The organism is Streptomyces guryensis (assembly GCF_021261325.1).
GTDB classification, from domain to species: Bacteria; Actinomycetota; Actinomycetes; order Streptomycetales; family Streptomycetaceae; genus Streptomyces; species Streptomyces guryensis.
This window is the reverse complement of record NZ_JAJSBI010000020.1, coordinates 152292-164712: the sequence shown is the minus strand read 5'-3', so window position 1 is coordinate 164712 and position 12421 is coordinate 152292. Positions and strand designations below refer to the sequence as shown.

General features: G+C 70.5%; 10 protein-coding genes. 2 read left to right on the top strand and 8 right to left on the bottom strand.

Annotation, left to right across the window (positions count from 1 at the left end):
• Positions 1-1038 precede the first annotated feature (1038 nt).
• The 3 genes from LJ657_RS32880 to LJ657_RS32870 form a co-directional block, all read right to left on the bottom strand.
• Positions 1039-2088 carry a Zn-dependent alcohol dehydrogenase gene (locus LJ657_RS32880; RefSeq protein ID WP_232652544.1) on the bottom strand — a complete coding sequence of 350 codons (1050 nt, stop codon included), beginning with the start codon at positions 2086-2088 and terminating at the stop codon, positions 1039-1041.
• Positions 2088-3236: an acyl-CoA dehydrogenase family protein gene (locus LJ657_RS32875; protein ID WP_232652543.1), complete on the bottom strand. Its 1149-nt coding sequence runs from the start codon at positions 3234-3236 to the stop codon at positions 2088-2090. The genes LJ657_RS32880 and LJ657_RS32875 overlap by 1 nt, the downstream gene beginning before the upstream one ends.
• A gap of 111 nt (positions 3237-3347) precedes the next feature.
• Positions 3348-4259, bottom strand: a complete 912-nt coding sequence (locus tag LJ657_RS32870) for an SDR family NAD(P)-dependent oxidoreductase (protein ID WP_232652542.1) — start codon at positions 4257-4259, stop codon at positions 3348-3350.
• An 84-nt stretch (positions 4260-4343) separates the two neighbouring features.
• Here LJ657_RS32870 and LJ657_RS32865 point away from each other — a divergent pair, with 84 nt between their 5' ends.
• Positions 4344-5270 carry a cyclase family protein gene (locus LJ657_RS32865; RefSeq protein WP_232652541.1) on the top strand — a complete coding sequence of 309 codons (927 nt, stop codon included), beginning with the start codon at positions 4344-4346 and terminating at the stop codon, positions 5268-5270.
• 424 nt (positions 5271-5694) lie between these two features.
• Here the strand turns inward: LJ657_RS32865 and LJ657_RS32860 are convergent, their stop codons facing one another.
• The 4 genes from LJ657_RS32860 to LJ657_RS32845 form a co-directional block, all read right to left on the bottom strand.
• On the bottom strand, positions 5695-6156 hold the full coding sequence (locus tag LJ657_RS32860) for an ATP-binding protein (protein WP_232652578.1): 462 nt from the start codon (positions 6154-6156) through the stop codon (positions 5695-5697).
• A gap of 487 nt (positions 6157-6643) precedes the next feature.
• Positions 6644-7537: an acyl-CoA dehydrogenase family protein gene (locus LJ657_RS32855; RefSeq protein WP_232652540.1), complete on the bottom strand. Its 894-nt coding sequence runs from the start codon at positions 7535-7537 to the stop codon at positions 6644-6646.
• 3 nt (positions 7538-7540) lie between these two features.
• Positions 7541-8674 (bottom strand): acyl-CoA dehydrogenase family protein, encoded by a 1134-nt coding sequence (locus LJ657_RS32850; RefSeq protein WP_232652539.1) that lies wholly within the window; start codon positions 8672-8674, stop codon positions 7541-7543.
• Positions 8674-9867, bottom strand: coding sequence for an amidohydrolase family protein (locus LJ657_RS32845; protein ID WP_232652538.1), 1194 nt, complete (start codon positions 9865-9867; stop codon positions 8674-8676). Before LJ657_RS32845 ends, LJ657_RS32850 begins: the two co-directional genes overlap by 1 nt.
• A 374-nt stretch (positions 9868-10241) precedes the next feature.
• On the opposite strand from LJ657_RS32845, the gene LJ657_RS32840 reads away from it, so the two are divergent.
• Positions 10242-11807, top strand: a complete 1566-nt coding sequence (locus tag LJ657_RS32840; RefSeq protein WP_232652537.1) for a class I adenylate-forming enzyme family protein — start codon at positions 10242-10244, stop codon at positions 11805-11807.
• On the opposite strand, the gene LJ657_RS32835 is transcribed toward LJ657_RS32840, so the two are convergent.
• Positions 11791-12303: an EF-hand domain-containing protein gene (locus tag LJ657_RS32835; protein ID WP_232652536.1), complete on the bottom strand. Its 513-nt coding sequence runs from the start codon at positions 12301-12303 to the stop codon at positions 11791-11793. The genes LJ657_RS32840 and LJ657_RS32835 overlap by 17 nt on opposite strands.
• Between the last annotated feature and the right edge of the window lie 118 nt (positions 12304-12421).

Sequence of the window (12421 nt, the reverse complement as noted above, 5' to 3'; positions counted from 1 at the left end):
GCAGCACCGCCGACTGGAGCATGCCGCCGACGACCAGCGCGCCCGCGATCCCCGCCGGGTCCGGTATCAGCGCGACGAGCGTCACGCACGCCATCACCGCGACCATCAGTACGGCGCTGCGGGTGCGCAGCAGCCCGGGCCAGGCGCGCAGGCCGTGCAGAAACGCGCCGAGCCCGCCGCCCACCGCCAGTCCGGTCAGCATCGGCCCGGACCAGCCGACACCTGTGCCCCGCTGTTGCAGGAGAGCGGGCAGGACGAGCTCGGCGAGACCGAGCAGGGCGAGGCCCGCCGCCCCGGTGACGAACAGCGGCCAGGCACCGGCAAGCAAGCGGAGTGGGGACTTCTCCGCCCGCTCCCCACCGTCCCCCTCCCCTGTGTTCTGCGTGTCCCAGCCGGCCGGCAGCAGCCACAGGCCCGCGACCGACGACGCCATCAGGGCGGCCGCGAGCAGCAACGGGGCGCGCGGTACGACGCCGAGGGCGAGGCCGGTGACGGCGGACGGGGAGACGGCCCAGATGCCCGACACCAGCATCGACTCGGTGGACAGCGCCTGTGACACGGCCCGTTCGGGAACCAGACCGGTGAGCAGCGCACGTAATCCCCCGGCCGCGGCGGCCGGTGCGGCACCGGCGAGGAACGCCAACGCGCCGAGGGCCAGGGGGTGCGCGTCGGGAAACACACCGAGTCCCGCGAAACCGCCCGCTCCGACGCCGAGCCCCGCCGCCAGGTGAGGGCGGGCGCGATCGGGACGCAGCCGCATGCCGAGAACCGGCGCGCCGATGATCTCGCCGAGCACATAGACCGCGGCGACGGCCGCGCCCAGCGCATACCCCCCGGGCCGTTCGCGCACCAGGAAGACCAGGGCCAGCGGCGCCATCGCCACCGGCATACGGGCGCCGACGGACGTGCAGGCCCAGGCCAGGACCTGTGGGGAGGCGATGTCGCGGTAGCTCATGCGAACGACCGTAGGCGGCGCCACTGACACCGGCCCACCCGATTTCCCCGGCCTGTGGACAACTCGGCGCCGTCTGCGCGGCGTCAGAAAGTGAGCACCCCACGGGCGACCCGCCCCGCCTCCGCGTCGGCCTTCGCCTTCTCGAAGTCCTCGACCGGATAGGTCTCCGTCACCAGTTCGTCGAGCAGCAGCCGTCCTTCGCGGTACAGGTCGGCGTACAGGGCGATGTCCCGCTGCGGGCGGGACGACCCGTACCGGCAGCCCAGGATGGACTTGTCGAGGTACATGGAGGAGACGAGGAAGGAGGCCTCCGCGGTCGCCGCGGGCACACCCAGCAGCACCGCCTGGCCGTGCCGGTCGAGCAGATCGATCGCCTGCCGGATCAGCTCCACGCGTCCGACGCACTCGAAGGCGTGGTCGGCCCCGTGGGGCAGGATCTCCTTCACCTCCTTCGTCGACGTCAGGAAGTGCGTCGCCCCGAACTGCCGGGCCACCGCCTCCTTCGCCGGGTTCGCGTCGACGGCGACGATCCGCAGCGCACCCGCGATCCGGGCGCCCTGGATGACGTTGAGCCCGATACCGCCGGTGCCGATGACCAGCACGCTGTCCCCGCGGTCGACCCTCGCCCGGTTGAGGACGGCCCCCACCCCGGTCAGCACCCCGCACCCGATCAGCGCGGCGGCCGGCAGGGGGATGTCCTGGGGAATCCGGACCGCCTGCACCGCCTTCACCACGGTCCGCTCCGCGAAGGCGGAGTTGGAGGCGAACTGGTAGACGCGCCGCCCGCCCTGGACGAACGGCTGCCCGGGACGCCCGATCGCCTGCCGGCACATCGTCGGCCGCCCCCGGTCGCACTCCGCGCACGTACCGCAGTTGGCGAGCGTGGAGAGCGCGACATGATCACCCACCACCACATGCGTGACCCCGGCGCCGACGGCCTCCACCACCCCGGCCCCCTCATGTCCCAACACCACGGGAACGGGGAAAGGTATGGTCCCGTCCACCACAGACAGATCGCTGTGGCACAACCCGGCTGCCGAGATGGCGACCTGCACCTCCCCCGGCCCCGGCTCCCGCACCTCCAGGTCGTCCACGACCTCGAGCCGCTTGCCGTCGAACACCACACCGCGCATCAGAAGACCCCCTTGGGCTCCCTGGGCAGGCCGAGCACCCGCTCGGCGATGATCGTGCGCTGGACCTGGTCCGAACCGCCGTAGATCGTGTCGGCCCGGGAGAACAGGAACAGATGCTGCAACAGGTCGAGTTCGTACGACGCCGACGGCGACCAGTCCACGGGCCCGACCCCCGCCGCGGCCCCGCGCACCTGCATCGCCAGCTCCCCGAGCCGCTGATGCCAGCCGCCCCACAACAGCTTGGCCACGCTGGACGCCCCCGCGTCGCCCGACCTCCCCAGCGTCCGCAGGGCGTTCCACCGCATGGCCCGCAGCTCGGCCCACTGCCGCACCAGCCGCTCCCTCACGACGGGATCGGTGACCGCCCCCGTGTCCACGGCGGCCCGCAGCACCCGCCTCAGCTCCTCGGCGAACCCGATCTGCTGGGCCAGCGTGGACACCCCCCGCTCGAACCCGAGCAGGCTCATCGCGACCTTCCAGCCGCTCCCCTCACCCCCGACGACGTGCTCCACGCGCGCGCGTGCACCGTCGAAGAAGACCTCGTTGAAGTCGCTGGTCCCGGTCAGCTGCCGAATGGGCCGCACCTCGATCCGCCCCGGCTGGTCCATGGGGACAAGGAGAAAGCTCAGCCCGTGGTGACGACGGGATCCCGCCTCGGTACGGGCGAGCACGAAGCACCAGTCGGCCTCGTGCGCCAGCGACGTCCAGATCTTCTGCCCGCTGATCCGGTACCCCGACCCGTCAGGTACGGCCGCGGTCCGCACCCCGGCCAGATCGGAACCGGCACCGGGTTCGCTGTACCCCTGACACCACAGCTCATCACCGGCGGCGACGGGAGGAAGAAAGCGGGCCTTCTGCTCCTCCGTCCCATGGGCGAGAAGGGTGGGCGCGAGCAGCTTCTCCCCGATGTGCCCCGACCGCGGAGGCGCGCCCGACCGCGCGTACTCCTCGGCCCAGACAACTTGCTGGGTGAGCGTGCCGGTCCGGTTCCCGTATCCCCCTTCGGACCACCCGAGCCCGATCCAGCCGGCTTCACCGAGGGCACGCTCCCACGCACGGCGGTCCCGCGCGCTCTCGGCGTGTCCGGACAACCACACTCTCGCTTCCGTCCGGAACGCTTCGTCCTCAGCACTGAACCCGAAGTCCACGGTGCCTCCTCTCAACGCCGTTCAGGGCGACTTCCCCAGGTGCGCGGGGAACTGCGCGACCGGCCACCACAACAAACCCGCAGCCGCCACCCAACAGGTCCCCGCGAGCTCTCAGGCGTTCGGCCTGTCACCCCGCGCAGCGGCCCGTTCCATCGCCGCCAACCGCTCAAGCATCGGCATCGGATCCACTCCCACCGACCCCGGCAGAAACTCCGCAATCCGCTCAGGCGTCCAAGCACCCTCGGCATAAGCCGAGCGCAGTTCCCGCGGCTGAGCCCAGACCGCCAGCTTCGGCCCGGCAACCGTGTACACCTGCCCGGTGATCCCCTGCTCCTTCGCGCGGTCGGACAGCAGATAGACGACCAGGGCAGCCACATCCTCCGGCTCCCCGATCTCCGTCAGCTCCACAGGAACATTCGCCGACATCCGGGTACGGGCGACCGGCGCCACCGCGTTGGCACTCACCCCGTACTTGTGCAGGCCCAACGCAGCGCTCCGTACCAGCGAGATGATCCCGCCCTTCGCCGCGCTGTAGTTCGCCTGCGAGACCGACCCCTGATGATTGCCGCTGGTGAACCCGATCAGCGTCCCCGCCCGCTGCCCCCGCATCACCGCCGAGGCCGCCCGGAACACCGTGAACGTGCCCTTCAGGTGGGTGGCCACGACCGGGTCCCACTCCTCCTCGGACATGTTGAACAGCATCCGCTCACGCAGGATCCCGGCGACGCAGACGACACCGTCGAGCCGTCCGTACGACGAGACCGCGACGTCGACCACCCGCTGCCCGCCGGCCATCGTGGACACGTCGTCGGCCACCGCGACGGCGTCCCCGCCCGCGGCCTCGATCTCCTTGACGACGGCTTCGGCGACCTCGCTGGTGGGCGAAGCCCCGTCGATGGCCACCCCGTAGTCGTTGACGACGACCTTCGCCCCCTCGGCCGCCGCCGCCAGTGCCACCGCACGGCCGATGCCCCGTCCGGCGCCCGTCACGGCGACGACCTTGCCTGCCAAGAAGTTCCCCACGTCCGGCCCCTTCCCGCGGTTTCTGACGGACCGTTAGATTTTATGACCCGTCAGATGCCTGGAGACAAGCCCCGGGGAGAGCCGATGTCGATGCCCGCCGAGTTCGACGAGATCGCCAAGCGCGTGAGCAACTGGGGCCGTTGGGGTGCCGACGACGAGATCGGCACCCTCAACCTGATCACCGACGAGGTTGTCCGCGAGGCCGCCGCGACCGTCCGCACGGGCCGCCGCGTCCCCCTCGCGCTGCCCCTGCAACAGGACGGCGTACAGACCGGGATGATCCCGGGGCGGGTCAATCCGCTGCACGCGATGGTGCAGATCAACCAGGAGCTGTTCGGCCCGGGGTCGGTGGCGTGCAGCGACGACGCCGTGACCATGGGGCTGCAGGCCGCGACCCACTGGGACGCGCTGACCCATGTCTCGCACTCGGGCCGGCTCTACAACGGCCGCCCCGCCGGCACCATCACCCCGCACGGTGGCGCCGAGTTCAGCGGCATCGACAAGGCGCGCCACGTCGTCTCGCGCGGGGTGCTGCTGGACGTGGCACGCGCGCGTGGTGCCGACCGACTGGAGGGCGGCCACGCGGTCACCCCTGAAGACCTGGAGGCCGCCGAGGAAATGGCCGGCACGCGCGTGCGTGCCGGGGACGTCGTGCTCGTACGGACCGGGCAGATCCAGGTCTGTCTCGCCGGGGACAGGCACGCGTACGGCTACCCCTCCCCGGGCCTGTCGATCCGTACCCCGGAGTGGTTCCACGCGCGCGATGTCGCCGCCGTCGCGAACGACACCCTCACCTTCGAGATCTTTCCGCCGGAGATCGAGGACCTGTGGCTGCCCGTGCACGCGCTCGACCTGGTGGAGATGGGCATGCTGCAGGGCCAGAACTGGAATCTCGAAGAGTTGTCCACAGCCTGTGGAGAAACTGGCCGGTATGCGTTCCTGCTGTCCGCGATGCCCGAGCCCTTCGTCGGCGCGACGGGAACTCCGGTGGCCCCCGTCGCCATCCTGTGAGGGCCTGTTCGGACACAGGCCCTCAGGGCCGTCGGCCGGCGACGCGGTGCTCCCGCCCCGAGCACGGCACCACGCGCCGCCGACCGACTCGGCGCACCCTCCCCACTCTCGAATTCGCTCGAGCGGGGGGACCCCCACGGCCCCCCTGGCCCGGAGGGAACCGACGCCGAATCACGATCCACACTCGCCGAGGGCTCCCGTCACCGAAGCCCTCGTCGTCCCCTCACGGCGAATCGCTGACCACAAGCGTGATCAAACGGACACGATGCGTCAACACCCGTACGGGGATTTATTACTTAAGCCCAATTTGTCGCGGGCGCGCACGGAAGCACATCCCGGCGCATCGCCTCAGCCGGGCGGGGCGTGCGAGCGGTTTCTGCGACCGTGCACCGGAGCTGACGGATCCTCGGTACCCGTGCGCCGGTCACACCGCCTCGAACGCCAGCCCCTCGTACGCCGTTGCGCCGCCCACACAGGCCTCCGCGGCCTGCCGGGTCTGTACGCAGCGGTCGAGTTCGCACCAGATGCGTTTACCGGCACCCTCGGGACTCCAGCCCCAGCGGTCGGCGAGACCGTCGACAAGGGCGAGGCCGCGGCCGCCGGTCGCGTCACCGTCGGCGCACCGGGGCACCGGGGCCCGGTCGCTGGTGTCGGCCACCTCCAGGCGGACGATGGCGGACTCCTCGGCCACACCGGGCAGGGAGAGTCGCAGCACGGCCGGACAGCCGGTGTGCACAACGGCGTTGGTGACCAGTTCGGAGACGAGCAGGATCAGCGTCTCGGCGAGCGGCTCGTCGGCCTCTATCCCGGACCCCGCGAGGCGGGAACGCGCCCACCTCCGGGCTCGCCCCACCTCAGCGGGGTCGGGCCGGACTTCCAGCTGCACCTGAAGCACCTGCACCGCTCACACCATCCGAACCGGCGGACACATGACCTCGCGCCACGCGCGCGCCGCAACGAGGGCCACGATCGTAGCCATTTTCTGCATGACCAGAACAATGGCCAGTGCAGAGCCCAGAGCAAGGGTCACGGAACGTGAATCCCTTAAGAGACAGCATGGTTGACGTACAGTCACGCCAACAAGCGCTTCGGGCATATTCCAGCGCGAAGGAGTACCCGTGCGGCATACTGTGCGACGCTCATTGCGGGGACTCGAACAGGCCGGTTGCGGCATCACCCCGGGGGCAACACCGGCACGGCTCGTGCTCGGAACCACTCGCATCCCACAGAAGGTACCGGAGCGGGACGCCGACTCCAGGACGTGACGGGTCACGCATAGGACACAACCCGATATCAACGCTCCGTAATTCCGGTATGCCACAATCCGCGACAACTGCGGGGGCGGCTTCCGCGACATCCCAGGCCGGCGCCCTTCAGGCCACCAGATCGGCCGCCAGCAGCTCCTCACTCTCCGTGACCCCTCCGCCACGTTGTGCCCGCACCCATGCCCGCTTCAGATGCAGATGCACCTCGGACTCCCAGGTGAAGCCCATGCCGCCGTGCACCTGGAGGCAGTCGCGGGCGCCGCGCACGGCGGCCTCGTCGGCGAGCAGCCGGGCCGCGGCGATGTCGGTCCGGTCGGCGGTGACGGCCGCCGCGTAGACCGCGGCGCGGGCCACCTCGGCGCGCACCAGCATCTGTGCGCACAGGTGCTTGACCGCCTGGAAGGCCCCGATCGGCTGCCCGAACTGCTCGCGCGTCCGGGCGTGTTGCACGGCCAGCTCGCACACACGCGTGGCCGTACCGAGCTGCTCGGCAGCAGTGAGGAGACCGGCGACGGGATCGGCGGGCGCCGGCGCGGGCACCCGGTGCAGGGGCGTCAACGGATCCACCGACCGCAACGGTACGGCCCCCTCGGCACCACGCCGCACGACGTCGGCCTCGGCCAGCCACTCCACGAGCCTGCCGTCCGCGGCGGCCACGACAACCTCCCCGGTGGCCGCCCCGGGCACCTCCCCGGCCGCGAGATGAGTGGCCACGAGCGGCCCGCGAACCAACGCCCGCCCGGCTTCCTCGAACGCCAACGCCGCTTCCGGGAGCCCGAGTCCAGCCCCACCATCCGCTTCGGACAACCGCAAGGAGAAGAACCCGAGCTCTCCGAGGGCCCGCCACAGGGCACGGTCGAGACGGGGCCGGGCATCACCGCCTTCAAGGGGCGCGGGGAACTGCGCGGCCGGCCCCCACCGACCCGCAGACGGCCCACGACCGATCACACCCCGCACAGCAGTCCGCAAAGCCCGCTGCTCCATGGTCAGTTGAAACCGCACCGCTCACCTCCCCTTCGGCAACCCCAGAATCCGCTCGGCCACGATGTTCTGCTGAATCTGCGAGGTACCGGCCGCGATGGTGTACGCCAGCGACGACAGCCGGTCCGGAACCCACGGCCGATCGAGATCGAGTGCGTCCTCACCGAGGACGTCCGCCGCAACGTCGTACAACTCCTGCCGTGCATGCGAATACCGCAGTTTGAAAACCGAACCCCCGACCCCGGGGACCCCGGAACCGCCCTCCGCCTCGCTCACGTTCCACTGGATCAGCCGCCACAGCCCCCGGAACTCCGCATTCAGCCTCCCGAGACGGCGCCGGAGCACCGGGTCGTCCCAGCAGTCGCGCCTCCGCGCCTCCGCGGCGAGTTCGCCCAGCACGCGCCGGCAGGCGACCACCTCACCCACGAACGCCGTACCGCGTTCGAAGGACAGCGTCACCATGGTCACGCGCCAGCCGTCGTTCTCATCGCCGACCCGGTTCGCGACCGGCACGCGGACCTCGTCGAGGAACACCTCGGCGAACTCCGCCGACCCGGCGAGGGTCCGCAGCGGTCGTACGGTGATGCCGGGCAAGGACATGGGCATGGCCAGCCAGCTGATCCCGCGGTGCTTCGGCGCCGCCGGACCCGTACGGACCAACAGCTCGCACCAGTCGGCCACTTCGGCATGGGAGGTCCAGATCTTGGACCCGCTCACCACATAGTCGTCACCGTCCCTACGCGCGCGCGTGCGCAGCGCCGCGAGGTCGGAGCCGGCGTCCGGTTCGCTGAAGCCCTGGCACCAGACCTCCTCGCCGCGCAGCATCGGCGGCAGCCAGCGCTCCCGCTGCTCGGGCGTCCCCTCGGCGGCGATGGTCGGCCCGGCGTGCAGCAGTCCGACGAAGTTCGCCCCCACATAGGGTGCGCCCGCCTTCTCGGTCTCCTCCAGGAAGATCAGCCGGACGGTCGGGGAGGCGTCCCAGTGGACGTCGGCGTACCCGGCGTCGTACAGCATCCGCTGCCAGCCGAGGTCGTACGTCCTGCGCGCGGGCCAGTCGTCCGGGGAGGGCTTCGGCGGCAGCGTCGGCAGCACCTTGCCGAGCCACTCCCGCAGCCGCGCCCGGAACTCCTCCTCTTCGGGCGTGTACGACAGGTCCATCAGCGGTCGAGGTCCAGGTCCAGCATGCGGATCGCGTTGCCCCGCATCAGCTTGTACACCGTCTCGTCGTCGAGGCCCTTCACATGGTCGAGGGCGACCTCCTTGGTGTGCGGGAAGGTCGAGTCGACGTGCGGGTAGTCGGTCTCGAAGGTGGCGTTGTCCCGGCCCACCACGTCCAGCGAGGCCACGCCGTGCTTGTCGCGGAAGAAGCAGCAGAACATCTGCCGGTAGTAGTACGTCGACGGGGGCTCCGGGATCAGGTCCCGCACCCCGCCCCAGGCGCGGTGCTCCTCCCAGACGTCGTCGGCGCGTTCCAGGGCGTACGGGATCCAGCCCATCTGGCCCTCGGAGTAGGCGAGTTTGAGGCGCGGGAACTTCACCAGGACCCCGCTGAACAGGTAGTCCATCATCGAGGCCATGGCGTTGTTGAAGCTCAGGGACGCCTGGACGGCGGGGGGCGCGTCGGGCGAGGCGGCGGGCATCTGGGAACTGCTGCCGATGTGCATGTTGACGACCGTCCCGGTCTCCTGGCAGACCGCGAAGAACGGGTCCCAGTAGCCGGAGTGGATGGAGGGCAGGCCGAGGTGGGTGGGGATCTCGGAGAAGGTCACCGCCCTCACCCCGCGCGCGGCGTTGCGGCGGATCTCCGCGACCGCGAGCTCGACGTCCCACAGCGGGATCAGGCAGAGCGGGATGAGCCGGCCGCCGCTGTCGCCGCACCACTCCTCGACCATCCAGTCGTTGTAGGCGCGCACACAGGCCAGCGCGACCTCCTTGTCGTGCGCCTCGGCGAAGGTCTGCCCGCAGAAACGGGGGAAGGACGGGAAGCAGAGGCTGGCCTCGACATGGTTGAGGTCCATGTCCTCCAGGCGCGCCTTGGGATCCCAGCAGCCGCGCCGCATCTCCTCCCTGGTGATGCCCTCCAGGGTCATCTCGTCGCGGTCGAAGCCGACGGCGGCGATGTTGCGCTTGTAAGGGAACTTCAGGTCCTCGTAGATCCACCAGTCCGTCGGCTGGCCCTCCGGGTCCATCGTGATCTGGTACTTGCCGGCGACGTAGGCGAGCTCGCCGATCCCGGCGGTGAGGGCCTGCGGGCCCCGGTCGCGGTACTTCTCCGGCAGCCAGGTCTCGAAGAGGTGGGCGGGCTCGATCACATGGTCGTCGACGCTGATGATGCGGGGCAGTTCGGTCATGATCCCCTCCGCCTGATGCACGGATCTGATGGGTCGTCAGGTACTGCTCTATGCGGAGGTTCACACATTTCCTTTGGGATCGGAAGTGGTGCGTCATCCATCGGCGCCCCGTCACGCGCCCATGCCGACCTCGGCGACGTACGTAAGCGCGGGGATCGAATATGTGACCTTCTCGCGGGGATGTCGCTGATCGGATGACAGCGTCACGAGCGGGAGGGGAGGCGTCCGGAGGGACACGCTCACACGGGCTCAGCCGATCAGAGGCGCCGGTCCCGCACCCCTGGACCGACAAGGCGCCGAGCCCTACGCTCTGCGCACTATCTGACTGCCCGTCAGCTCTGTACCAGTCCGTGTCACTCCACGAGGGGGCCGCCGTGACCGACACCGCCCACGCACTGAGCGCATCCCGCACCCTGTGGGACCTGGTCGCCCGCCGCGCCGACCTCACCCCCGACCGGCCCGTGCTCCTCCAGGACGACCGCTCGCTGAGTTTCGGCGAGCTACGCGCGCGTGCCGAGCGCGTAGCGGCCGGTCTGTACGACATGGGCGTACGTCCCGGCACGGTGGTCGCCTGGCAGCTGCCCACCAGGATCGAGACGGCGCTGCTGTCCTTCGCGCTGGCCCGCCTGGGTGCCGTACAGACTCCGGTCATCCCGTTCTACCGGGACCGCGAAGTCGGCTTCGCCCTGCGGGAGTCCAAGGCCGAGTTCTTCGCCGTACCCGGTGAGTGGCGGGGCTTCGACCACACCGGGATGGCGCGGAGGCTCGGCGCGAAGGGGGTCTTCGAGGCGTACGACGTGCTGCCGGACGGTGATCCGAGGGTGCTGCCCCCGCCGCCCGCCGACGGCACCTCCGTACGCTGGATCTACTGGACCTCGGGTACGACCTCCGACCCCAAGGGCGTGCTGCACACGGACCGTTCGCTGATCGCGGGCGGGTCGTGCCTCGCGCACGCACTGCGGCTGTCGGCCAACGACGTGGGTTCGATGGCCTTCCCGTACGCGCACATAGCCGGGCCCGACTACACGGTGATGCTCCTGCTGTACGGCTTCCCGGCCGTGATGTTCGAGCAGTTCGCACTGCCGGGCGCGCTTGAGGGATACCGGAAGCACGGGGTGACGGTGGCGGGCGGGTCGACGGCGTTCTACTCGATGTTCCTGGCGGAACAGCGCAAGCAGCCCGGCCGGAAGGTCATTCCCTCGCTACGGCTGCTCGCGGGTGGCGGGGCGCCGAAGCCGCCGGAGGTGTACCACGCCGTCGTACGGGAGATGGGGGTGCAGCTCACCCACGGGTACGGCATGACCGAGGTGCCGATGATCACCATGGGCGCTCCGGACGACACCGTGGAGAACCTCGCGACGACGGAGGGGCGGCCGCCGGACGGGATGGAGATACGGATCGTGGACGGGGAGGTGCGGCTGCGCGGGGAGGCCGTCTGCCAGGGCTATCTGGATCCGGCGCAGACGGCGGAAGCCTTCGACGAGGAGGGGTTTCTGCGCACCGGTGACCTGGGGTTCGTCACGGACAGCGGCCATCTGGTGCTCACCGGGCGGCTCAAGGACGTGATCATCCGCAAGGGCGAGAACATCTCGGCGAAGGAGATCGAGGACCTGCTGGCCGCCCATCCGGCGGTCGGGGACGTCGCGGTGATCGGGCTGCCGGACGCCGAGCGCGGGGAGCGGGTGTGCGTGGTGGTGGAACAGCCGGAAGGGGCCGCGGAGTTGACCCTGGGCGCGGTGGCGGCGTATCTGCGCGCGGAAGGGCTGTCGGTGCACAAACTGCCGGAGCAGCTGGAGGTGGTGGACGCCCTTCCGCGGGGCGAGACGCTGCGGAAGGTGCTCAAGTACAGGCTGCGGGAGCGCTACGCGCGGGGCACCGCTCCGGGGCAGGGCTCTGTTCAGGGGCAGGGCCTCACCCAAGGACCTACTCAGGGACCGTGAAGTAGCGGGCGAACGCCGGGACGATCTCCGTCTCGCCGACCCTGCCGTCGCCGTCGGTGTCGAGCGCGGCGGCGACGCTCCGGGCGATGTCCTCGGGCACCCCCAGAATCCTCAGCACGCGCGCGGTGTCCTCGACGGTGACCGCGCCGTCGCCGTCGGTGTCGGCGAGGTCGAGGGCCGCGTGCAGGAAGGGGCGGGCGATCTCCGCGAACCCTTCGGGGTTGTCGCGCAGGCGCTTGACCGCGCCGTTCACGAACTCCTCGCGGTCGATGCGCTGGTCGCCGTCCCGGTCCGCTATGCCGGCCATGCCCTGCCAGAACGCCTCGGCACCGCCGTACAGCGCCTGGCCCTTGTCGGAGCGGGCCGCGACGGCGAACTCGGTGAGCAGTTTCTTGGCCGCCCCGCTGAAGTCCTCGCGGTCGATGTAGCCGTTGCCGTCCTGGTCGAAGGTGGCGAACCGGGCGGCGATCCTGCGCTCGTACTCGCTGCTGACCATCTCTTTCGGGCCGCCTTACGTCATGTCGGGTGCATCTCGTCGGAGCGTACGACGTGAAAGGCCGCCCGGGCGCGGGAAAGCGGCCCTTGTGCCAAGACCGGGGGAATTTCGGGACAAC